Origin of the sequence: Mucilaginibacter sp. P25, assembly GCF_050859465.1 — a bacterium.
In the GTDB taxonomy this organism is placed as follows: domain Bacteria; phylum Bacteroidota; class Bacteroidia; order Sphingobacteriales; family Sphingobacteriaceae; genus Mucilaginibacter; species Mucilaginibacter gossypii.
Map to the genome: position 1 here is coordinate 1913934 of NZ_CP193937.1, position 23383 is coordinate 1937316.

At 43.0% G+C, this 23383-nt stretch carries 24 protein-coding genes and 1 pseudogene; 23 read left to right on the forward strand and 2 right to left on the reverse strand.

Going from position 1 to position 23383, the window contains the following annotated elements; all coding sequences use genetic code 11:
• Nucleotides 1–136: 136 nt before the first annotated feature.
• The 3 genes and pseudogenes from ACRQ5D_RS10075 to ACRQ5D_RS10085 all read left to right on the forward strand — a co-directional run bounded on the left by ACRQ5D_RS10075 (nt 137) and on the right by ACRQ5D_RS10085 (nt 2860).
• Nucleotides 137–1197 (forward strand): annotated as a pseudogene (locus ACRQ5D_RS10075) (LptF/LptG family permease).
• A 5-nt stretch (nt 1198–1202) separates the two neighbouring features.
• Entirely contained in the window at nt 1203–1520 is a 318-nt protein-coding gene (locus ACRQ5D_RS10080) for an LptF/LptG family permease (protein ID WP_431199513.1), read from the forward strand.
• Nucleotides 1521–1654: 134 nt separating this feature from the next.
• Complete coding sequence (locus ACRQ5D_RS10085) at nt 1655–2860, forward strand: bifunctional 3,4-dihydroxy-2-butanone-4-phosphate synthase/GTP cyclohydrolase II (RefSeq protein WP_091175949.1); 1206 nt, start codon at nt 1655–1657, stop codon at nt 2858–2860.
• Nucleotides 2861–2961: 101 nt separating this feature from the next.
• On the opposite strand, the gene ACRQ5D_RS10090 is transcribed toward ACRQ5D_RS10085, so the two are convergent.
• Nucleotides 2962–7392 (reverse strand): translocation/assembly module TamB domain-containing protein, encoded by a 4431-nt coding sequence (locus ACRQ5D_RS10090; RefSeq protein ID WP_431199514.1) that lies wholly within the window; start codon nt 7390–7392, stop codon nt 2962–2964.
• A gap of 201 nt (nt 7393–7593) precedes the next feature.
• Here ACRQ5D_RS10090 and tsaD point away from each other — a divergent pair, with 201 nt between their 5' ends.
• The 3 genes from tsaD (at nt 7594) to ACRQ5D_RS10105 (ending at nt 9843) form a co-directional block, all read left to right on the forward strand.
• Complete coding sequence (gene tsaD / locus ACRQ5D_RS10095) at nt 7594–8595, forward strand: tRNA (adenosine(37)-N6)-threonylcarbamoyltransferase complex transferase subunit TsaD (RefSeq protein WP_091175954.1); 1002 nt, start codon at nt 7594–7596, stop codon at nt 8593–8595.
• Between the two features lie 63 nt (nt 8596–8658).
• The gene (locus ACRQ5D_RS10100) at nt 8659–9549 is read left to right on the forward strand and encodes an IS1595 family transposase (RefSeq protein ID WP_189549506.1); all 891 of its coding nucleotides are present in this window, start codon (nt 8659–8661) and stop codon (nt 9547–9549) included.
• A 108-nt stretch (nt 9550–9657) separates the two neighbouring features.
• Nucleotides 9658–9843: a hypothetical protein gene (locus ACRQ5D_RS10105; protein ID WP_091176516.1), complete on the forward strand. Its 186-nt coding sequence runs from the start codon at nt 9658–9660 to the stop codon at nt 9841–9843.
• Nucleotides 9844–9860: 17 nt separating this feature from the next.
• On the opposite strand, the gene ACRQ5D_RS10110 is transcribed toward ACRQ5D_RS10105, so the two are convergent.
• Nucleotides 9861–10187, reverse strand: coding sequence for an MmcQ/YjbR family DNA-binding protein (locus tag ACRQ5D_RS10110; protein WP_176844614.1), 327 nt, complete (start codon nt 10185–10187; stop codon nt 9861–9863).
• Nucleotides 10188–10271: 84 nt separating this feature from the next.
• On the opposite strand from ACRQ5D_RS10110, the gene ACRQ5D_RS10115 reads away from it, so the two are divergent.
• The 17 genes from ACRQ5D_RS10115 to ACRQ5D_RS10195 all read left to right on the forward strand — a co-directional run bounded on the left by ACRQ5D_RS10115 (nt 10272) and on the right by ACRQ5D_RS10195 (nt 23379).
• Nucleotides 10272–10457 carry a hypothetical protein gene (locus ACRQ5D_RS10115; RefSeq protein WP_256337589.1) on the forward strand — a complete coding sequence of 62 codons (186 nt, stop codon included), beginning with the start codon at nt 10272–10274 and terminating at the stop codon, nt 10455–10457.
• Nucleotides 10450–10902, forward strand: a complete 453-nt coding sequence (locus ACRQ5D_RS10120; RefSeq protein WP_256337590.1) for a class I SAM-dependent methyltransferase — start codon at nt 10450–10452, stop codon at nt 10900–10902. Before ACRQ5D_RS10115 ends, ACRQ5D_RS10120 begins: the two co-directional genes overlap by 8 nt.
• Nucleotides 10903–11077: 175 nt before the next feature.
• The gene (locus tag ACRQ5D_RS10125) at nt 11078–11641 is read left to right on the forward strand and encodes an adenylyl-sulfate kinase (protein ID WP_091176522.1); all 564 of its coding nucleotides are present in this window, start codon (nt 11078–11080) and stop codon (nt 11639–11641) included.
• A 7-nt stretch (nt 11642–11648) separates the two neighbouring features.
• A complete protein-coding gene (locus ACRQ5D_RS10130) occupies nt 11649–12176 on the forward strand; it encodes a hypothetical protein (protein WP_431199515.1) in 528 nt (175 codons plus the stop codon).
• Complete coding sequence (locus ACRQ5D_RS10135) at nt 12173–12526, forward strand: hypothetical protein (protein ID WP_431199516.1); 354 nt, start codon at nt 12173–12175, stop codon at nt 12524–12526. The genes ACRQ5D_RS10130 and ACRQ5D_RS10135 overlap by 4 nt, the downstream gene beginning before the upstream one ends.
• A gap of 62 nt (nt 12527–12588) precedes the next feature.
• Nucleotides 12589–13230, forward strand: a complete 642-nt coding sequence (locus ACRQ5D_RS10140; RefSeq protein WP_091176527.1) for a DUF4291 domain-containing protein — start codon at nt 12589–12591, stop codon at nt 13228–13230.
• 334 nt (nt 13231–13564) lie between these two features.
• Nucleotides 13565–16003 carry a TonB-dependent receptor gene (locus tag ACRQ5D_RS10145; RefSeq protein WP_091176530.1) on the forward strand — a complete coding sequence of 813 codons (2439 nt, stop codon included), beginning with the start codon at nt 13565–13567 and terminating at the stop codon, nt 16001–16003.
• 135 nt (nt 16004–16138) lie between these two features.
• Entirely contained in the window at nt 16139–16819 is a 681-nt protein-coding gene (locus ACRQ5D_RS10150) for a porin family protein (RefSeq protein ID WP_091176532.1), read from the forward strand.
• A gap of 121 nt (nt 16820–16940) precedes the next feature.
• Entirely contained in the window at nt 16941–17891 is a 951-nt protein-coding gene (locus tag ACRQ5D_RS10155) for a zinc-dependent alcohol dehydrogenase family protein (protein ID WP_431199519.1), read from the forward strand.
• A gap of 93 nt (nt 17892–17984) precedes the next feature.
• Nucleotides 17985–18818 carry a universal stress protein gene (locus ACRQ5D_RS10160; protein ID WP_091176536.1) on the forward strand — a complete coding sequence of 278 codons (834 nt, stop codon included), beginning with the start codon at nt 17985–17987 and terminating at the stop codon, nt 18816–18818.
• Between the two features lie 74 nt (nt 18819–18892).
• On the forward strand, nt 18893–19039 hold the full coding sequence (locus ACRQ5D_RS10165; RefSeq protein WP_431199520.1) for an NADPH-dependent FMN reductase: 147 nt from the start codon (nt 18893–18895) through the stop codon (nt 19037–19039).
• Nucleotides 19039–19470 (forward strand): NADPH-dependent FMN reductase, encoded by a 432-nt coding sequence (locus tag ACRQ5D_RS10170; RefSeq protein ID WP_431199521.1) that lies wholly within the window; start codon nt 19039–19041, stop codon nt 19468–19470. The genes ACRQ5D_RS10165 and ACRQ5D_RS10170 overlap by 1 nt, the downstream gene beginning before the upstream one ends.
• Before the next feature lie 190 nt (nt 19471–19660).
• Nucleotides 19661–20305: an alpha-amylase family glycosyl hydrolase gene (locus ACRQ5D_RS10175; protein WP_432328803.1), complete on the forward strand. Its 645-nt coding sequence runs from the start codon at nt 19661–19663 to the stop codon at nt 20303–20305.
• The gene (locus ACRQ5D_RS10180; RefSeq protein ID WP_432329742.1) at nt 20188–21147 is read left to right on the forward strand and encodes an alpha-amylase; all 960 of its coding nucleotides are present in this window, start codon (nt 20188–20190) and stop codon (nt 21145–21147) included. The genes ACRQ5D_RS10175 and ACRQ5D_RS10180 overlap by 118 nt, the downstream gene beginning before the upstream one ends.
• 184 nt (nt 21148–21331) lie before the next feature.
• Nucleotides 21332–21502 carry a GNAT family N-acetyltransferase gene (locus ACRQ5D_RS10185; RefSeq protein WP_431199523.1) on the forward strand — a complete coding sequence of 57 codons (171 nt, stop codon included), beginning with the start codon at nt 21332–21334 and terminating at the stop codon, nt 21500–21502.
• Nucleotides 21503–21505: 3 nt separating this feature from the next.
• Nucleotides 21506–22357 (forward strand): NAD-dependent epimerase/dehydratase family protein, encoded by an 852-nt coding sequence (locus ACRQ5D_RS10190; RefSeq protein ID WP_091176548.1) that lies wholly within the window; start codon nt 21506–21508, stop codon nt 22355–22357.
• A 131-nt stretch (nt 22358–22488) separates the two neighbouring features.
• The gene (locus ACRQ5D_RS10195; RefSeq protein ID WP_091176552.1) at nt 22489–23379 is read left to right on the forward strand and encodes a hypothetical protein; all 891 of its coding nucleotides are present in this window, start codon (nt 22489–22491) and stop codon (nt 23377–23379) included.
• The last annotated feature ends 4 nt before the right edge of the window (nt 23380–23383 follow it).

Here is a 23383-nt window from a genome sequence, read left to right on the forward strand (position 1 = left end):
TTGCACGTTAAAGGGTTTTAACTGTGCGGCTAACTGGTTTTGCCCCTGTTAATTGCAAATAGCACTGATGAAGAAGATCCACCTTTTACTCCTTAAATCATTTATAAGGCCTTTTTTGGTTACGCTTTTCATCGTGATGTTTGTGTTGCTAATGTTGTTTTTGTTTAAATACATTGACGACCTTATTGGCAAGGGCTTTGCCTGGTACACCATCCTGGAGCTCATGATGTATAATTCGGCCACCAATGTTCAAATGGCCCTCCCGTTATCCATCCTGCTCTCTACCATCATGACCTATGGCTCCCTTGGCGAAAATTACGAGCTCGTTGCCATCAAAGCGGCAGGCATTTCGTTGCGCCGGGCCATGTACCCAATGATCGTGATCATTTCCATACTTAGTATCGCAGCGTTCTTTTTTCTGATTATATGCTGCCGGTGGCCAACCTTAAATATTATTCACTGTTGTATGATGCCCGGAAACAAAAATCGGCCGATTTGCTGCCCGAGGGGGTGTTCAGTACCAGTTTTCCTGGCTACACAATCCGAGTAAAACGTAAGGATCCGGACGGACAGCGGTTGTACGATATCATGATCTATAAAAAAAGTGAGAAAGGTGATAACAACAATTCGGTGATCCTGGCCCGCGAGGGCACCATGTTTCGTACCATGGGCGATAAATACCTGGTATTACGTTTAAAGGATGGGGTGACATATGAAGAAACCGCTTCCGAAAATGCCACATATAATACGAGGCAGCGCCTGCTGCGGGAGCGTTTTAAGGAAACCGAAACCAAGTTTGATCTGTCGGCATTTAAGCTCACCCGCACCAGTGAAAGCGAATTTAAATCGGCATCTCAAATGATGAACATTAAACAGCTGAGGCATTATCTCGATCTGTCGCAGCGTTCAGTAGATAGCAATGTGATGGTGAATTATAAACTGGTTACACCATACATTAAATACTATTCAATACCTGCGCAATCAAAGGTTATTAAAAAATATAAAGAGTTTGATCCTAAAAAAGATGTTTTTCAGGGCCTTACCTTATCCGAACAGCAAATGAGCCTCAACAGTGCGGCTTCCGAAATAAGGTCGATCAAGGATGTGATCAAAAACCGGAGCGACAGGTATAAAGGTGACTCGGAAGGTATCCGCAGGTATTTTGTAGAATATCAAAAAAATATAACCTTTCGGTAGCTTGTTTGGTATTGTTTTTAATCGGTGCGCCGCTGGGCTCCATCATCCGCAAAGGTGGTTTGGGCCTGCCGGTTGTAGTTTCGGTGGTATTTTTTCTCATCTACTATATCATTACCACTATTGGCGAAAAATCGGTTAAGGGCGGCGATATTAACAAGTATTTGGGCATGTGGATTTCTATTATCACGCTGCTGCCTATCGGTTTGTTCCTTTCTTATAAAGCGGCTACAGACTCCGCCTTGTTTGATATGGAGATTTATAAACGCTTTGTAAACCGCGTGGCAGCAAAGTTTAAGCCCAAGGCAACCCGCCACGGTCATTAACGGTATATTTAATAAACGCCATATTATAAAAGCATTATCATTTTACACAAGGCCGACCCAAGTCATGGTAATATGCGTTAAATTTGATTTAGATTAAACAAGCGTTTAGGCGCTACCCAACAAGTAAGTATAGAATGTTAAACACCATACAGGAAGCGATTGAAGAAATCAAAGCAGGTAAAACAATTATCGTAGTTGATGACGAAGATCGTGAAAACGAGGGCGACTTTTTAACGGCCGCCCGCAATGCCACCCCCGAAACAATTAATTTTATGGTACGCCATGGCCGCGGCCTGGTTTGCGCCCCAATTACGGCGCAAAGGGCGCGCGAACTTGACTTGATGCCTATGGTAAGCCATAACACCACATCGCACGAAACTAATTTTACGGTTTCTGTCGATTTACTTGGGCATGGCTGCACTACAGGCATTTCTGCGAGCGACAGGTCAAAAACCACACTTGCGCTGATCGATCCGGCTACTAAACCCGAAGATCTTGGTCGCCCGGGGCATATTTTCCCGCTGATAGCCAAGGATGGCGGTGTACTGCGCCGCACCGGGCATACAGAGGCTGCTATTGACCTGGCAGTTTTAGCCGGTTTTGAGCCTGCCGGCGTTATCTGCGAAATTATGAAGGAAGACGGCGATATGGCCCGCCTGCCCGATTTGCTGGAGATAGCCAAAGAATTTAACCTTAAAATAGTATCTATCAGAGATTTGATCGCTTATCGCCTGGAGCATGAGTCGATGGTAAAGCGTGAAGTTGCTGTTAAAATGCCTACCGAATGGGGCGATTTTGATATGATAGCTTATACCCAGGTTGATACCGGCGAAAATCATCTTGCCCTGGTAAAAGGAACCTGGGAGCCCGGTGAGCCTATTTTAGTCCGCGTGCATAGCTCATGTATGACCGGAGATATTTTTGGTTCATGCCGTTGCGATTGCGGTCCGCAGTTGCATAAAGCGATGGAGATGATCAGCAGGGAAGGTAAGGGCGCTATTGTTTACATGAACCAGGAAGGCCGCGGCATTGGCCTGATCAATAAATTAAGGGCCTATCATTTGCAGGAAAACGGTTATGATACTGTTGATGCCAACCTTAAACTGGGTTTTAAAATGGATCAGCGCGATTATGGTATCGGTGCGCAGATCCTGCGCAGCCTGGGTATTACCAAAATGCGTTTAATGAGCAACAACCCCAAAAAACGTGCAGGCCTTATCGGCTACGGTTTGGAAGTTGTTGAAAACGTACCTATCGAAATAGCGTCAAACCCTCATAACGAAGCTTACCTGCGCACCAAACGCGACAAGATGGACCATGCCATTATGCGGGATCATTGATCGTTATAAGCTAAAAGCGAAAGGCTGAAAGCGATCTGCTTTAAGCCTTTTACTATTCAATGTATTTGTGCAGAAAAGCTTTTGGCTTTAAGCCTTCAGCTCTACTGGTCCTCATCTTCATCGGGCCTGGTTGCCGGTGTAGTAATTGATGATGGGATAGGAGCGGGGTTAACCGGTGCGTTTTTGCGGCGGCCCTGTCTGAATATGTTCCGGATAAACTCGCCGAAGGTATCAAAGTCACGCTGGTAAACCAAACCTAATCCGTTTACATACTGTGGTGCCAACACATCTGTAAGGCTGCTTAGTGTTACGTTGTTTAACGCCCTGTAAGAGTATCGCGCCGTTAGGTTGCCATCTCGGCGTATTTTGTATAAGGCCTCAAAGTCTTTGGTAAGGCTGTTAAACCGTTGGTTAAACAGGTTACTGTTGTTATTATTAAAAATATCATTTGAGCCATTATTACTAAATAAGCTTCCGTTAAATGTAAGTCTGTCGCCATAAAACCTAAACGATGCACTTGCTTCATTTAATGAGCGAATGTTCAAATCAAAATATTTAATGTTCGATTGCGAAATCAGGCTGTTAAGCTTGTTAAATGCAAATTCGCTCACCGCCTCGCCGGCTGTACCCAGCACCTGGTTGGTTAAGTTATTACTGTTTGAGGTAAAGTTACGGCGAACAATAATACTGATAGCCTGCTGGCTCCGGTTATTGGCATCAGCGAGGTAAGTCGCCAAGTCGTCCTTAACAGATGGATCGGTAGGAAAGTTAAAGTCGAAATCAATATTAGGTTGTAACAGTGATTTGGTCAGGATCAGTTCGGCCTGTACCAAAGTTTGCTGCCCCGAGGTAGGAGTTTGCAGGCCTGCGGCAGTATACAGCGGCGCTTTACTGGTACGGACTTCATACAAGGCTTTAAGGTTTATTTCCGCGTTTGAAGGGTTGCCCGTCCACCTTATGGTACCACCCTGGCTTACAGTAAAGTTTTTACTGATAAAGTTTTTGGCAGTAAATTCAAACTTACCTGATGATATTAAAAAGTCACCGTACATCTCAAAATCGCCCAGGCTGTTAATATTCAATTTTAAATTACGGGCAACGCCGCTGCCTTCCAGCTGGCCATAATCAGTAGCTATTTTTACAATAGTTTTTTCATCGGCGCTTAAATCAAAGTTTAGGGTAACACCGTTAAAAGCACGCTCTTTGGCAACAACTTTAGCGGTGTCACTATGGCTTACAAATTTAATGAAATCGTAATCATTGGCGGTTGACGAGGTATTAAGGGGGATATTGAAAACGGTACCTGCATTGGTGCTGGCGGTAATATCAATCTTCATGTTATCAACCGGGCCGTTGAAGTTAAATGTGCCTGTACCATAAGCCGTACCATAATAAAGGTGGTTATCTTTAAATGTGGTATTCAGGGCCATCAGGTTATCGGCTTTAAGGCTTACATTAATATCCGGGTTGGATAGGTTATTGAGGTTTACGGTTCCATTGGCGGTTCCGGTACCTTTGTGAATGTCTTTCAAAACCATATCCTTAATGCTGATAATGCTGTTGTTGACATCCAGCTTGTTATTAACCGTATAAGCTGTTTTTAAATAATTAACGGTAAGGCCGGTGTTAACAAGTGTAACTGTGCCGTTAAGTTGCGGGTTTGAGGGCTTGCCGGTAAGTTTGAGGTCGGTTGAAACATGGCCTTTTATATCCGAAACAAGGTCTTTAACAAAAGGCTCAAATATAATAGCTTCGGTTTGGTTCATCTTGATATCAAAATCAAGGTTATCATCAGTCTCTTTGCCAAACGAGTAGGTGCCGCCAATGTTCATGGTTTCCAGGCCGCGGTTAATGATATTCATATTAACATCGGCTTGCTTGCGGTCGTTACCAAGTGTGGTAACCAGTTTTACATTGCCCACCAATGTCTTGTTCATGACAAGCGAATCAACAGTTAAATGCGAATCAATCCCCGGGGATTTGAGCACCGAGGTCAGTTTAACGTCGCCATCCAGGTAGCCTTTTAAGTTTACCCCCGAAGTGCGCGTGAGCTGGTTAAACGTACGCATGTTAAATTTCTGGAACGAGAGCTTTAACTGATCGGCGGGGTTATCGGATATAAAACCATCGATAAATACTTTTTGCGGCCCGTTTGAAAGTTCAAAGCCCGATACCTGTGTTTTGCCGTCCAGTAAACGGATGCGCACCTGCTCCTGGATCTTCCATTTCTCTTTTTCCAGTATGATGTCTGATGGCAGCAGTTTAAGTTTGGCCGTAGTATCGCGGCCAAATTCAACCAGGCCATAAAGATCCAGCTGGTTAACAGCGTTTTTATCCGAGAGCTTAACGTTAAAGTTAAGGCTGTCGTTTTTCAGGAAGTTGGTAATGTTGATATCCTTGATAAAAAGACTGTCCGTTAAGTCAACCCGCCTCAGCGATACGTTAAGGCCCAGCAAGCTATCGGTAGTGTTTTCGTCAATAATAAAATCATGGAAAACGGTTTTGCCGTATTTAAGCGTTTTGATATAGCCCGATAGCGTAGCTGTTTTCTTTTCCGAGTTAAACTGCCCAACAAAAGTTCCTTGCTCAGGGATTTTCAGATCGGGCAGGAAAATCGCTGTAAGCGGATCGAGGTTTTTAAGGTTCAGCGAAAAATCAAACTCCTCAGGCTTAGGCGGCACTATAGTTGTTTTTATGGAAGGGATATACTTTTTAACGATGGTTTTAAAATACGAAGGCAGGGTTGCAAGATCATATTTGCCCTTGATGCTGCCATCGGCAAAGTCAGATTTTAAAGCGATGGTGCGGTTATTACCTATGCCGTCGGCTGATAGATACAAAGAGTCAACGGCATAATTATTTCGCGGATTGACCACCCTTGCCGGCGAAAACAGGATGTTCCCCTGCAAATTGGCCAGGTCATCGCCTTTAAACTGGGTTTTAAGCAGCGTGCTTACAGTTAAAGTATCTTTGGTAAAACCAAGCTTGTTCAGGTTAGCGTCCCTGATATCGGCAGTCAAATCATAAGTTGGCAAAGCGGGGTTAAGGTTAACCTTGCCTTTAAGATCAAGCTTTACGTTCCTGTCGTTTATGGTAATATGAGCGTTGGCCAGCCTGTTTATAAAACTGCCGTTAAGCGTAAGCCTGTTATAGGTGTAGTTATTATAAGTGATGGATGCGATTTTTGCATCCACTTTTTCAGTAAGGCTTTTCAGCGCGTCGCCGCTGCCCTGTATGTTTGAAGTAAAGGTGGCCCTGCCCAAATCGCTTTGATCAAGCAGGGTGCCCAGGTCAAAAGCATAGGCGTTAACCCTGCCGCTGTAGCTTGGACGGCCATTTTTATCAATTTTAAGGTTGATGTCTGAATCAAAACGACCGAGCGCAGTTTTAAAAACACCATAGGCAACAAAATCATTCTGCGAGCCGGTAAACCTGCCGGTAAAATTAAAGTTGCCGAATTTGGAAAGTATGGCTGGGGCCTTTTCTGTAGGCGTTCCCGAAAAATGGCTGATCAGGTAATCAAGGTCTTTTTTGTTGGAGGCAACCTGGTCAAATTTTAGCTCCAGGAATGCATTATCCCAATCAGTAAGGTTGTGCAGGTTAAAATCGCCTTTAACAAAAGTGGCCTGCCCGCCGGTAATGGTCACTTTTTTTGCTTTGAGGTTGTTCACATAGCCCTTGGCCTGCCCGTCAATACCCAAATCAAAACTCACTTTTTCTAATGAACTGGTAAAGTAGGAAATATCTGATGACGAAATGCGTGACGATTTAAAGCTGGCATCCATGTGCACCTTGTTTTCAAAATCATCAAAATCATCAAACGATTTAAACTTCATCCTGAAATAATCCTTCAGGTCTGATCGGGGTGTTTGAATGGCCAGGTGCCTTAGTAAAATTTGATTGGTATCTATTGTAGCATCCGATGCGAAGTGTTTTACGGTGAACCCGCTTTTTTCATGCAGGCTTAGGCTTTTTATATTGGCTTTAAACAGGTGGTTCTTTAAATCCATACCCTGTATCAACGTGCTGAAATGCTGAACATCCAGGTCGTTAAAGTTAACCCCGGCTATTACCGTATCGCGCAGGCTGTTCTTGTACCTGAAATGAAAGTTATTGATAGCAATGGTTCCAAAATTTAGCGTCCAGGGTTGGTTTTGGGTTTTTTTGGTGGTATCCGCCGAATTAAAATAATCTATAACAAATTGCAGGTTGGTAGTACTGTCTTTTTGTTTTTTGAGATAGAAGGAGCCATTATCCAGTTCGATATTGGAAAAGTTGATGGTGCGGCGTTTAATACTGCTGAAAAGATAAAAATCCTCAATATCAACAGCTAATCGGGGTGTGCTTAGTAAGGTATCCCGCTTTTTATCCAAAATATAAAGCCCCTCAATTACCACCGAGCGAAATGGCCTGAGGTAAAGGCTTTTAATCCCAACCTTGGTTTTCAATTCGCCGGCAAGGTAAGCTGCTGCTTTTTTGGCAGCCCAGGTTTGTACCGGCTTAAACTGAAATGTGAGCAAAAGTATGCTCAATGTCAATAAAATGAACAATACCAGGCCCAGGAATATTTTGAGTACTTTTTTAATAACTTTGCACCTTTAATTAGTGAGTTAGCGAAATAATGAGTTGGTGAATTTTCCTCTATCCCTATACAATTAGTAAGAGGGATTGGTTTGCTTCTCATTAATAAATCACTAATTCACTAAATCAGTAAATCAATAATTAATAAACACGTGCCCGTAATTTTAGGAATCGAATCATCATGTGATGAAACCTCAGCTTCGGTTTGTGTTGATGGTGTGATCATGAGCAATGTTATTGCCAATCAAACCATACATGAGGCCTATGGAGGCGTAGTCCCGGAGTTAGCCTCAAGGGTTCATCAGCAAAATATTGTTCCGGCTGTTCAGCAGGCATTATTAAACGCAAAAGTAAGCAAAAATGATATTGATGCGGTAGCTTTTACACGCGGTCCCGGACTTTTAGGTTCTCTTTTAGTGGGCGTATCATTTGCCAAAGCTTTCGCACTGGCAAAAGGCATCCCGCTTATTGATATTAACCACATGCAGGCCCATATTCTGGCCCATTTTATCGGCGATAAAAACCCGTCGTTCCCTTTCCTTTGCCTCACCGTATCCGGCGGCCATACGCAAATTGTGCTGGTGAAAGATTATTTTGATATGGAGATCATAGGGCAAACCCTTGACGATGCCGCCGGCGAAGCCATGGATAAGACCAGTAAAATTTTAGGCCTGCCTTATCCCGGCGGACCGCTCATTGATAAATATGCACGCCAGGGGAACCCTGATGCTTATAAGTTCCCAGAGCCGCAGATCCCGGGGTATGATTTTAGCTTTAGTGGCCTGAAAACTTCCATTCTGTATTTTATCCGCGATAACGTAGCTCAAAACCCTGATTTTGTTAGCCAGAACATGGCCGATATTTGCGCATCTGTAGAAAAACGGATCGCTACCATCTTGCTTAACAAACTGCAAAAAGCGGCGCAGGCATATGGCATTAAAGATATAGCTTTGGCGGGTGGCGTATCGGCCAATACAGGCTTAAGGTTAGGACTGCAGGCCATGGCCGAACAAAATGGGTGGAACAGCTTTATCCCTAAAATGGAATACTGTACTGATAACGCCGCCATGATTGCCATAGCAGGCTATCATAAATACCTTAAAGGCGAGTTTATAGGGCAGGACGTTGCCCCGATGGCAAGGATGGCTTTTTAGCCCCCGGCCCCCTAAAGAGTAATAGCCCATGAAAAGGCAGGAATAATTTGTATATTTATGATAATGAATATCATAGAGACGATTAAGCGTTTTCCAGATCAGTCCAGTTGCATAGACTATCTTGAAGGATTAAGATGGCAAGGATTGCCAGAATGCCCGTATTGCAACAGCAAACGGAGCAGCAAGCGCCAGGAAAGCCAACGGCATATTTGCAATAGCTGTAACCGCAGCTATAGCGTTTTGGTCGGCACTGTTTTCGAGGGCACCAAACTTCCTTTGCCGCAATGGTTTTTGGCTATTTCATTAATGCTGAATGCGAAAAAGGGGTTATCTGCACGTCAGTTAAGCAGGGATCTGGGATGCAATCGTAAGACAGGCTGGTATTTGCAGATGCGGATACGGGAAGCCATGCGGGACGGCGGGGATGGCGGTTTGTTTAAGGGTATTGTTGAGGTAGATGAGACTTATTTAGGTGGTAAAAAAGCCAATCACTCAAAGAAAAAGCGGCAGGAAAGGCGCGATAATAATTTGCAGGTCACCGGCATGCAGGATAAACAGCCCGTGATTGGGTTATTGGAGCGGGATGGCCGTCTAAAGCTTCAGGTCATAGATAAGGCACATGGGAAAACGCTCAAACCCATTGTTGAACAATCAGTGAGCACAGATGCTACTATTGTAACGGACGGCTTTGGTGGATATGCCGGTTTAAATAAAATATTCCGTGAACATCAGGTATTAAACAAGGAAAAAGAAGAGTATGCCCGGGGAGAGTATCACACCAATACGATTGAGGGCTTTTGGACATTGTTAAAACGGGGGATATATGGTCAATACCATAAAGTATCGCTCAGACATTTGCAATCATACCTGAATGAGTTCACATTTAAATATAACAATAGAGGCAATAACCAGGTGTTTAACTTTTTAATTAACAAAATGGCTACTGCCTCTTGATGGGCTATTACTCCCTAAAGGGGAGGTATGGCTGAAGCTTAGTATAAAGATGATATTATAAAAATAAATAACACATTAACATTCCCCCTTTAGGGGGTTAGGGAGCATATGAACGCATCAGGATATATTTTTTACATTGTTTTTGTTATTCCGCTAATAGCAGCGATGGTTTGGCTTATGCGCCAGGATAAGAAAAAAGGGAAGATCGGGCTTGTAGTGCTGGCGGTTTTAGTAGTAGGAGTTTTGATTTACGTTTATCTTAACCGCGACGCTTTGAATGGCGTACGGCCATAAGCTTAAAGCGCAGCGGGCTAACCATTTGCTATCATCTTTTCATATTCCCTAATCAACTTTTTGGTGGCCCTTGCAAGGTACGCTGTTATTAACAGGTGCTTCAGATCGCCGGGTGAAACGGTTTCGAGGCTCACCAGCATGTATTTATAATTTTGGTAATGCGGGGTAATGAAAAAGGTATGTGTGTCAAGCGCCATCCATTTTTCGCGCTCGGTGGTGTAAATAGCCAGTTGCTCATCCTTTTCATGTATGTTGGCGAAGATCTTATCGTTAACGTAAAATGCAGGATGCTCAAAGTGCATTTTATGGGTAACACCCGGCAGCGGCAACAAGGTGCTTTTCATAAATTGAAAAAAATATACATATCGGTAGCCATACTTAAAGTTAATAAGTTTTCTCCATGGCATCCAATAAAACAGTAATTTCGGGTGAAAACAGGATTGGCCATGAACAGCAATAACCTCCGGAAATTATACGGCGATATCGATATCTATTTATTCGACCAGCTATTAAAAGGGCGTTTTGACGATTGCCGCACTATACTTGACGCAGGTTGCGGCGAAGGGCGAAACATAGCTTATTTTTTGCAAAACGGCTTCAAGGTTTATGGTTGATCAAAGCGAGCATGCTGTTGAACTGGCCAAAAGGCTATCCGCCGATCTGTGCCCTGATCATTCGCCTGATAATTTTAAACGGTGTACTGTTGAAGACTTACCTTTTGATGACCGACAGTTTGACCTGGTAATTTGCAGCGCCGTGTTGCATTTTGCTAATGATGCCGAGCATTTTGACAATATGGTGCGCTCACTTTGGCGCGTACTGAAACCAGGCGGTTATTTCTTTGCAAGGCTTGCATCTGATATCGGCATTGAAACATTGGTACAACCTTTAGGCAATTATCGCTACCTGCTGCCCGACGGCTCCGAACGATTTTTGGTAAATGAAGGCATCCTGCTTGAATATACCCGTGAACTGGGCGCTCAACTTTATGAACCTATAAAAACCACCAACGTGCAAAACCTGCGCTGTATGACAACCTGGTGCATGCAGAAGCAGTAATCATAATTAACTGCTGAAGTTTTCTCTCCGTCTACGTCATTTTGCTGTTCATCGATACAATGTTGCCATGTATCGATACAGTAAGTGTTAACAACAATTTCGTCCGAAATATTTGCGTTAAGCTTTCAATAACGGTTTACACAACAATTATTATTAACGCTTAACACACCACCTTATGATTATTCTGCTTTGCGGGTTATCTGGATCAGGTAAAACCACCCTTGCTCAACATGTTAAAATGAGGTTATCTGATACTGATATCCCTGTTGAAATTATTGATGCTGATGTATACCGTCAAAAGCTGTTCCCTAACCTGGGTTACACCAGGGAAGACCGTTTTGAAAATATCCGCAGGCTTGGTTTTATTGCCGGTAAATTATCCGGGCATGGTGTGGTGACTATTGTCAGCGCTATAAACCCATATGATGTGATCCGCCGTGAACTGATAGCGACTTACCCTGATGTGAAACTGATCCATATTGATTGCCCGGTTAAAACGCTGTTGCAAAGGGATACCAAAGGCCTTTACAAGCGCGCGTTATTGCCCGAGGGTCATCCGGACAAGGTAACTAACCTAAGCGGTGTTAATGACCCTTTCCAAATCCCGTCATCGCCTGATTTGTATATCAACACCCATATTACCAGGCAGACCGAGGCAACCGAAATGTTGGCAGGTTTTATTCTTGACAACTATCAGCAGGAGCAAATTAAGCAACTACAGCCAGCCGGCCGTTATTAACCAAGCTATGATCAATACAACAGTTAAATTCACGCCCCGGCAAACGTTAATTATTGCGGGGATGCACCGTTCGGGTACATCGCTTATAACCAACTGGTTAAACCGCTGCGGCCTGCAAATTGGCGAGCGCTTATGCGGCAGCGGTACAGGCAATGTTGATGGCCACTTTGAAGATCTGGAGTTTTTGAAGCTGCATGAAGAGATCCTTGATCGTAACAGTTTGGAAGTATCGGGGCTAACCGATACCCGGAATATTGAGGTGCCGCTTTACCAACTTGAAAAGATGAAGGCAGTAATTGGCATTAAACAGCAGCTTTATGAGCAATGGGCCTGGAAAGACCCGCGTACCTGCCTTTTTTGGATACTTATGCAAAGCTGCTGCCAGGCGCCAGGTACCTGGTGGTTTTGCGTAATTACCAATCGGTGGTTAGCTCATTGCTCAGGCGCGATTTTGTATCCGTTGATCAAAAGTACATGGCCCGTAAATATATTCAGCGCCAGGTATGGACTCATTTCAGACGGCCACGCAGGTTGAAAGCATTTTATCATGACCATGCCGAAAGCTATTTAAAAGTATGGATCAATTACAATGAAGCAATATTGAAAATGCTTAAAAAGCTGAAGCCCGATGATTACCTGGTAATTAACTATTCGCAGTTGCTTGAAAACGACAGCGAAGTTTTTTCGTTTTTAACCGGCAAATGGAAGTTTGCACTCAATTATTTCGATTTTAAGGACGTGTATAAGCAGGAGCTGATGAACAAAGCAGACGATATTAGCGAGTTTGTTACCGATAAAACATTGCTGATAAAAGCAACCTACCTGCTGAAACGTTTGGGCAGCTATATGCGGGGCAGTGAAAGTTTTCCGGGGAGGGAGGAGTAGTTTTCTAAACACGGTAAGGCCGTAGTGCTTGATATTGCCGTGAAAATTTGTTATATTATAATATGAATATTATAACAGAATTTTACCAACAGGCCCTTGAACACTGGCCAAAAACCGGGCAACATATTCTTGCTCATCAAACAAATGAGGAAATTGTAGTTTACCAGGCTTACAAGAAAAGTATTGCCCGCTTCGCTGCCGAAAACCAGTTTTTAGGCGGGAATGAATACAGCTACAATCGCATGTCGTGGATTAAGCCTAATTTTTTGTGGATGATGTACCGCTGCGGCTGGGCCGAAAAGGAAAACCAGGAAAGTGTGCTGGCTTTATGGATAAGCAAAAAAGATTTTGAGTCTATTTTAAATGAAGCTGTGATCTCGTCCTTTAATCCCAGTTACCATGATAACCATGAACAATGGCGGGCTGATCTCGACCAAAGGGAAGTACGCCTGCAATGGGATCCCGATCATGACCCATATGGCCATAAGCAGGAACGCCGCGCTATACAGTTAGGCTTAAAAGGAGGGTTACTTGAAAACTTCGGAAAAAAACAAATTATCCGCATTGAGGATATCACCGGTTTTGTTAAACAACAGAAATCCCTGTTGGATAGTGGCAGGCTTGATGAATTGCGGGTACCGGTTGAAAGCGTTTACAGAACTATTGATAACGCCTTGAATGAAAGGGTAGGGATCACTCCATAAGCGACAATATCAAATCTATATCTTGATTAGGCAAATACCTAAACTTCTTTGCATCAGGTCCCACGTAAATAGCAACACTTCTTTGTAATGCCCAGGCCCGGACCCTAAACCGGGGAAAATACTGATCTCTTTGCTGGCGCATTTAGCTCGTCAAATAAACTTCCCGATGATTTTGTGAAACATGTTCATGGTTAGCTTAGAAGTCTATATTTTAAAACCTTATTTGTAATTAATCTAAATAAATATAACTTTGCGCCGGTTCCGGGCCCTGGTGCACTCTGTAGCCCGGATCAGTTAATACTGATCCTTTAATCAATTCATTATTAAGTAAAATATGCATTTTACATTTACCCCTATTCTTGCTTCCGGCAAGCCGGCCATAACAAATGTTTCTTCAAATTTTAAAGTAGTAATCAAAATAGCTTTTGGCTTCATGCTGACGATGCTGTTTTTAAACTATAATGCAACTGCGCAAACCGGCACAGGAACTGTAAAGGGTACCGTGAAAACTGCTGATGGTAAGTCTGCGGAGTTTGTCAATATTGTTTTAACCAATACTAAGTTTGGTGCAACTGCCGGGCAAAGCGGTCATTTTACTATTAAAAATGTTCCCGCAGGTACATATACCGTTGTTGCAAGCTTTATCGGCCTGCAAAGTCAAACCAAAAAGATTACTGTTAGTGCAGGTGAAACCACCACAGTAGGTTTTGTTTTAACCGAAGGGGCAAAAGACCTGCAGGAGGTTTATGTTAAAAGCGCCAGGCACAACAAATTCCTGAAGAAAGAAACTGAAGATGTAGCCCGCCTGCCGCTGAAAAACCTTGAAAACCCGCAGGTATACAGTGTAGTTACCAGCGAACTGATGAAAGAACAGATTGTAACCAGTTATGCAGATGGTTTTAAAAATATCCCGGGTACAGGTGTGCCATTAGTATATAATAACGGGCGTACCACCTTGCTATCAAGAGGTTTTGTTACCGGCAACTTTATCCGTAACAGCGTGGCGGGGTATAATTTTAATAGTATCGACCCTGCCGATATTGAAAAGATAGAAGCTATAAAAGGCCCTACCGGTACACTGTTCAATAGCAGCCTGGCTTCATTCGGGGGCTTGTTTAATCGTGTTACCAAACAACCCAATGAAACACCACGTACCGAAATCGCTTACCAAACGGGCAGCTTCGATCTCAACCGCCTTACGGCCGATGTTAACATGCCTTTAAATAAGGATAAAACCGTATTGTTCCGCGTTAACGCGGCGCTGCACAACGAGCACAGTTTCCAGGACGCGGGCTTTAACCGCGGTTTTTTTGTAGCCCCCAGCATAACCTACATCATTAATGATCGTTTATCGGTTGATGTTGACGCCGAAATAGGTAACTCGAACGCTACTTCGGCCTACAGGCTTGCCCCGGATATCAAAGGAAAGACCTATAATGTTAAAGATCTCGGCATCGACTATAAACGTTCTTTCGGTAACAATAGCGTTGATTACCTGAGCAGGCAAATTGATCTTTATTCATTGATCAATTACAAAATTTCGGATCACTGGAAATCGCAAACCATGTTCAATAAAACTTTTTCGACCACCAAAGGCATGGTTACCGCGTTTACCCTTGTCGATAGTAGCAAGCAGATAAAACGGCAGGCTACCCAGGAAGATTATCCTTACTATATCACCAACGTACAGCAAAACTTTATAGGCGATTTTAAAATCGGTCAGTTCCGTAACCGCATTGTTGCAGGTTTAGAGTATTATAATCAAAAAAGCAATAATACCAACGTTACCGTAAGCACCCCGGCAATCAGTTACCTTGATCCGGGAGCAGCTTATAATAGTTTTACGGCAGATAAAGTTTCGGCACTTGTGGCCGCTGCCGCTCCCAAGCCCGGCGATTATGTTCAAAATAACCAAAGCTCTTACGCTGCCTATGTATCAGATGTGTTTAATATTACCGAACGGCTGAATGCCATGGCCAGCATCCGTATCGACAGGTTTGTTAACAAAGGCGCTTACACACCCGCCGATGGCAAAACCACCGGCAATTTCAGTCAAACGGCATGGTCGCCCAAATTTGGTTTGGTTTACCAGGTAGTTAAAGACCAGCTATCGTTATTTGGCAACTACATGAATGGCTTTAACAATGTAAGCGCAACGAGTTTCGACAATACGCCCTTTAAACCGCAATATGCCAACCAGTGGGAGGCAGGTGTAAAGGTAGATGCCTGGGATCACAAGATCAGCTCGACTATCAGTTACTACGATATCTCGGTAACCAACACTACTATGGATGATCCTGCCCATCCCGGCTTTTCAACCCAGGCTGGTACTCAACTCAGCAAAGGTATCGAGGCTGAATTGATTGCTAATCCTTTTAACGGTTTCAACATTGTAGCTGGCTTTGCGTATAACAACAGCAAAATTACCGCCGCCGCTCCTGGCACAGGTCTGCAGGGTTTACGTCCTGCCAACTCAGGTCCGGCAAGGTTGGCCAACCTATGGATGAGTTATCGCATTACCCACGGTAAAGTTCAGGGTTTAGGTTTTGGAGTGGGCGGCAACTACGGAAGTGATTCATACCAAACCAATACCGCGGCGTTTAAATTCACCATACCGTCATATACTACGGTTGATGCCACTGTATTTTATGATCAGCCCAAATTCCGCATCGGCTTTAAGCTGGACAACCTGACCAATGAAAAATACTGGTCGTTCCGTTTGGCGCCACAAAACCCAACTCGTGGTACATTAAGCATGAGTATTAAGTTTTAAAAATAATCGCATACAATTATATATAAAAGGCTTACCTCATTAAGGGTAAGCTTTTTTTATCGCTAAAATTTATTGTTGAATGTCGCATCCCGGTGCATTTTTTCGTATCCCTTCTAAACCATACTTTACACAAACATGAAATTACATTTAACCTTGTCGTCCCTGCTATTATTGGCATGTTTTAAATTGTCCGCACAAACAAACGCTATTCAATTTGGCATCAGGGCGGGCGTAAGCGGCACCTGGTTATCCCGGACGCCCGGCACGGATGTGCAGATCCGCGATGCCGAAAAAAGCGGGTCCGGCTATTTCGCCGGGGCCTTTGCCAGCTTTAATGTCAACAGGTTTTCGTTGCAGCCGGCTATTATTTTCAATTCATTAAGCAGTAAAACTACCGAAGAAGTTTTAAGCGGAGATATTGTTTACCGGATGTATGGCAAATGGCGTTTATATTATATCCAGGTGCCGGTTAACCTGGTTTATAATATTCCGGTTCATGGCGGCAAATTTTATCTGGGCGCCGGGCCATATATTGGTTGGGCTTTGTCAGGCAGGTTTACACCGGCAAGCAACGAATCGCCGGGGCAATCATCTCCCGCCAACTTTAGCTTCAAAGCCAAATTCGGCAGTGATGACAGGAGCAATTTTAAATCTTTCGACTATGGAGCCAATGTAGTCGCCGGCTTTGAGTTTGATAACGGTTTAATGATTAATGCGGTTCATGATTTAGGGCTTGCCAATATCGAGGTTGGTAATTACCCGTACGAGAAAACCAGGACCCGGAGCCTGGGCATTGCTTTAGGGTATAAATTTTAGTGAAGCTTTTTAGCTCAATTTTGCAAACCAGACCTGTCAACATGCTTGCTTTACCTTATACTTCTTGTGGCAGATGTTAACCTCATTCAAAACTTTCATAGCCGAAATTTGTATTTCAACTATGAAAGCATTGGTTTTTGAGCAGGCAGGCAATGCCGCTGATGTGATACAACTGAAACATTTAGCCTACCCCAAACCGGCTTCCGGCCAGTTGCTCATCAGGGTGAAGGCCTGCCCTGTACACCCGGCCGACCTGCTTTTTATTGCCGGAAAATACCGCTATCAGCCGGTGCTGCCCCAAATAGCAGGACTGGAAGGTGCCGGTTATGTTGAAGAAGCCGGACATGACAGTATTATCCCCAAAGGCAGCCTGGTAGCTTTTAGCAAAATAGGGGCTTGGGCGCAATATGTGGTAGTTGACGAGCAGGACGTGGTATTATTGCCCGATACCTTCCCATTAGCAAAAGCCGCGCAATTATTACTCAATTCGTACACCGCATATGGTTTAATACAAGAAGCACAAGTAAAAAGCGGCGACTGGCTGCTGCTTACCGCGGGCCATTCCACAGTATCGCGCATAGTGATACAGCTTGCCGCCGAAAAAGGTATTTGTGTTATAGCCACCGTACGCGATGAGGCGCAAAAGCAAGAGTTATTAGCTTTAAAAGCCGAAGAAGTAATAGTTCCCGAACCCGGTACGCTTAAGCAGGTTATTGATGAAATTACCAAAGGCAAGGGCATCAAAGCGGCACTTGACGCGGTAGGCGGGGAGCTGGCTACTGAAATAATATCCTCGTTGTCGCCCGGAGGGCACCTTATTGTTTATGGTTTGCTTGATCCACAGCCGGCTGCCTACCTCAACGCCGAAGTCGTTTTTAAAAACCTGGTCATTAAAGGTTTTGGTGTGAGGGGATATGTGGCAGGACTTTCGCTCGAAGAAAAAACTCAGATGATCAGTCATTTAGTACATTCCATTGGCAGGGCCGAGTTTCAGCTTTCCCCATCGGCAACTTATACAGTTGATGAGTTTGCGCAGGCTTTTGCTTATGATAAAGGGGGAAGGTTTTATTAGCGTTTTAGCTGCAAATAGTTGTATTAAATAGTTAAACAAATCGTAAATTTAGCATTAAGCGCACGGGTCTCGTACGTACCTAAATTGTTTGTTATGAAAACTATATTAATACCGGTAGATTTTTCCGACACCAATACCAATGCTATAAAATATGCAGCCGACATGGGTTGTGATATGCCGGTAAAGAAAATTATACTGCTCAAAAGTTATTATACATCGGTATATGAACAAATCCTTCCTTCTCCCGATTTTTTATTGATAAGCGCTGATGATATTGAAAATGAGCGACAAAAAATAGAAGTTCAGCTTAAGGAGCTCATGAAAAAGCTGAAAAACCGCTGCCACGAAAATATTGAGATAGAAACGGTAGTTAGCACTGAGCCTATCGTTAGGGCTATACACAATGTAGTTGAAGATCAGCACCCCGACCTGATGATAGTTGGCGGCGATATGGGGCATGAGTTAAGTATGATTGGCGAACAGATTATCGAAATTGCAAAAAGCAGTCCGGTAAAAGTATTGGTTATTCCGCCCGATTGTAACTATCATAAAATAGAACAGGCACTGGTACCCTGTGATTTGGAAGCCTTAGCCCGGCTCGGCGTTTTAAAAGGCCTTAACACGTCGCACAGCTGGCTTAACCCAAAGCTGATGCTCCTGTATGTCGACCCGAAGAAAAAACATATTGGCCGGGAGGCCGAATTTGAAGCATCGGTAAAACAACTGGTTAATTGTTATGAATGTAAGCTTCATTATTCGGATGATAAAAATATTGTACGGGGCATACTCAATTTTGCTACAGAACAGCAAGTACAATTGATCATTGCCCTGCCGGGCAAACACAGCTTTTTTTATAATTTAACCCACAGCAGCATAACCGAAGCTTTGTCTTTAAATGCCAGGCACCCGGTATTGATACTTAAATAAATATTTGTATCGACTTTATCATCTTGTCTTTTAAGTTTGCGTCTTAATGAATTGTTAATTTTTACCGCAAACAGATGAGCATGTATAAACTCAAAGTAATAACATCAACCGTACGTCCGGGTCGTAAAGGGCCTGCAATAGCAAAATGGATAACTGAGGCAGCCAACAGCCATGGTTTCGAGGCTGAAATGATTGACCTTGGTGAACTTAACCTCCCCTAATGAATGAGCCTGTTCATCCTGCCCTTAAGCAATACGAACACGACTATACCAAACAATGGAGCGCTAAAATTGAAGAGGCGGATGCCTTTATTTTCGTAACTGCCGAATATGATTATAGTTATCCTGCCCCGCTTAAAAATGCAATTGAGTACTTAGTACACGAGTGGGCTTATAAGCCAAGTGGCATTGTAAGTTATTCTATAGGCCCTTTTGCCGGAGTAAGAGCAGTTATGAGTTTAAAAACCGATTTGCTCTCACTAAAAAATGTAACCCTTGCCGAAATGGTAAATATCCCTCAGCTAAATCAGTTTGTTGACGAGGACAATAACTTTATGGCGGATGAAAGACTGGATAAAAATGCCAAAATTATGTTCGACCAATTGGTAAGGTGGACAAAGGGTATGAAAGCGATTAGAGAAGATAAGTTTTAAATAACAACCCTGCTTTAAACAGCCTGGGTTTTGTATTTCCTGATGGTGTAAACAGAAAAGCTTTGACAGATTCATGTCCTGTAAATCTTGGGGTTCACAATGATTTAACGCTGTCGTTAAGTATTGCTAAAACCTTTCTGTTTATATTTAGTTAAGTAGTCATTTATAATTAGCTTACTTAATTAAAGGCATGGAAAATTTTACAATGCTGCAGTTTTTTGAATGGTATTACCCAGCCGGAGGCAGATTGTGGAATCAGTTAAAAAATGATGCAGAAAACCTGAAGAAAAAAGGGATCGATTCGGTATGGCTTCCGCCGGCTTATAAAGCGGCAAGCGGGGGGCTCTCGGCCGGGTACGATGTTTACGATATTTATGATCTTGGCGAGTTTGATCAGAAAGGTACGATCGCAACAAAATACGGCACAAAACAGGAGTATCTCGATGCTATAGCTGCGGCACAAAAAGCTAAATTAAAGGTGTATGTGGATGTGGTACTTAACCACATGGGCGGTGCCGACGAAATTGAAAAGGTAAATGCCCGCAAAGTTGACCCCGCTAACCGTAACGAGTTTATTAGCGAGGTTTACGAAATAGGTGCATATACCAAATTCACTTTCCCGGGCCGCAAGGGTAAATACTCCAAATTTATATGGGATTGGCAGTGTTTTTCGGGTATTGATTATGATGCCTATAAAAGGAAACGGCCATATTCAGCATCCAGAACCAATATGGCGAGGGCTGGAAAGATGTACTTGACGACGAAAACGGCAATTTTGATTACCTTATGCTTTCAGACATTGACACCCGTAACCCAAGCGTACGGGACGAACTGAAAAAATGGGGCAAATGGTATTTTGAAACCGCAAAATTTAATGGCTTCAGGCTTGATGCCATTAAACATATGGATCATGGCTTTTACAACGAATGGCTTGATTATATGCGCAATGAGTTTAAGCAGGAGTTTTTTACTGTTGGCGAGTATTGGGCTTTCGATTTGCCTAAATTATTAAAATACATTGAGGTGACCGAAGGGCGCATGTCGCTTTTTGATACCTTACTGCATGATAACTTTCATCATGCTTCGAGGGCCGGGAAGGATTATGACCTCACCACTATTTTTGATAATACACTTGTGAGCGTAAAGCCCGAACTGGCAGTTACACTTATCGAAAATCACGACACCCAGCCGCTGCAGTCGTTGGAGCAACCAATCGATCAATGGTTTAAGCCTTTGGCCTATGCGCTGATCCTGCTGCGTGAAGCCGGTTACCCATGCGTTTTTTATGCCGATATGTACGGCGCAAAATATACAGACAAGGGGGGCGACGGTGAAGATCATGAAATAGAGCTGCCTGTAGTAACCGAACTGGAAACCATGCTTTATGTAAGGAAAAACATGGCCTACGGAACTCAGCGCGATTATTTTGACCACCCTAACTGCATAGGCTGGACGCGTGAAGGCGATACCGATCACGAAGATTCAGGTTGTGCCGTAGTGATTTCAAACAGTGAGGATGGTTTTAAGGAAATGGAAATTGGGGCAGGGCATGCAGGCAAAGTGTTTGTTGATTACCTCGATAAACACGAGGGAGAAGAGGTAGTGATCACCGCTGATGGTTGGGCCGAGTTTAAAGTGAAGGCTGGATCGGTATCGGTTTGGGGAATTAAGAAGTAATTTCTGTTAAACGGGGTGAACATTTTATACATTTGTTCACCCCGTAATATATACGCTATGAAATACGAAGAAATCCCCTGGTAAATAATGAGGCCATCCACAATTTTGAATTGACTGTTGAAGGCTACCGTGCTTTTATCGACTACAAAAAAAGGACGATAAAATTTACCTCATCCATACCGAAGTGCCGGTTGAACTGGAAGGCAAAGGCGTGGCATCGGCTATTGTTGAAAAAACATTCAACTATATCGAACAGAATAACCTCAAACTGGTGCCCCTTTGTGTTTATGTGGTATCATACCTGAAACGCCACCCGGAGTGGTCCCGAATTTTGGCTATAGCACCAGGTCACTAATTTATGCGTGTTTTAGTTACGGGTTCATCTGGAAGGTTAGGAGCAGTTACGGCTCAACATTTGCGCACTAATGGGCATGATGTTACCGGCATAGATCTGATCCCGGCTGAGACTACTGATGCGTTGATCGATATTTTAAATAAAGATGCTGTTTTAGCTATCACCCAAAATATCGATGCAATTATTCATACTGCCGCTATCCACGGAAAGCATTATGAATTGAACTATCCGCGCGAAGCTTTCATCGACGTAAATATTTATGGTACGCTCAATTTGCTCAATGCCTGCGTTACAAATGGCATATCTAAATTATTATATACCAGCACCACATCTATTTATGGCGATGCAATGGTAGATAAAGAAAAGGCCGTTTGGGTTGATGAAGAACTGCCTATTAAACCACGGGATATTTACGACATCACCAAGCAAACCGCCGAGCAGCTTTGTAAGGATTTCTTTTACCGCGAAGGCTTGCAAACATCGGTTTACCGCGTTGGTCGTTTCCTGCCCGAAACGGATAACCTCAAACTAAATCACCGACTATACCGCGGCCTCGATGAACGCGATGGTGCCGAAGGCCTCCAATTAGCTTTGGAACAAACTTTTCCTGAGTTCGAGATCTTTAATATCACCAGTAGTTCTCCTTTTAAAAAAGATGAGCTTGTACAATTAAAGCATAACCCGGCAGAAGTGATCATAAAGCACTATCCGCAGGCTAAAACTATTTACGAATTAAATGGCTGGACATTTCCGAAAAGCATTGACCGGGTTTATATAAGTAACAAGGCTAAACGGTATTTTGGTTATGAGCCAAAGTTTACGTTTGATTATCTGTTGAATAACCTCGAACTGTGATAAGACTTGCGAAGTTTTCAAAACTTCGCAAGTCTGGGTTTTAATTGGGGTTTAAATGAAATAAATATTGGACAAATTGAAATAATGAAATCCAAGAAAGTTATAACTTTGTTTCACCACAAGGCTAAATTATGAGCTTTTTTAAACCAAAGTCACAAAAGGAATCTTCTGGTTATTTCATACCCAGCATTAATGGTTTTTCAGAATTAACCAATCCTCCACTTAATGCGTCATTCAATGATATATCTAATAGTTTAGGCTATCACATTGATCAGATTCAAATGTATTTGGGAGACTATGATCCCAATAATGAAATTCAGGCTGTTGGGCTTGAGATTTTATCTGATAACATAGTTTTTATTTGTACTAAAAAGTCTGTCGTTAAATTATCAGAGGATAAAGTGAGAAACTTCCTGAAAAAATTCAACATCAAGGATGAATTTGATGATGTGTCGGTTTCTGCTATTTTAAATGAAGGGATAAAAAACGAATCTTTGACTGTGGAGTTTCTATCTAAAGTCCTTAACCTCAAAGACACCCAGCCAAACGGCATTTTTACCGCCATTAGCCTTGGATTATATCTTTATTTTAATAACGGAATTTTAACACATTTTCAATCGGCTGATGGGCTAAATGAATGCGCAAAGCACTTTAAACAACTGAATCCGGTACTCATTGGAAATTACGAAACTGTAGCAAAAAAATATTGGGGACAAGATATCTCTAAAATTACTGAGGAAGTAAATATTCAAGCATCGGCGCTTGCTGATGTGCCTGATGCAATCAATAATACATTTACCAAGCTTCATGAAGGAGAACTGGGAACCATCAATTTTCGAATGTTAATGGTCTGCCATTATGATAGTGAAATTTCGTTAGATGAGTTTTTGCAGATAAATCATGGACGATATAAACACCTTCCAAGCCAAGTGGACATCGGCACCGAGAAGTATATCTTAGGCAAATTCTTATATGAATTTTCTAAAGTTGGGAATTTGATTAACAAGTATCAGGTAAGTTAATCCT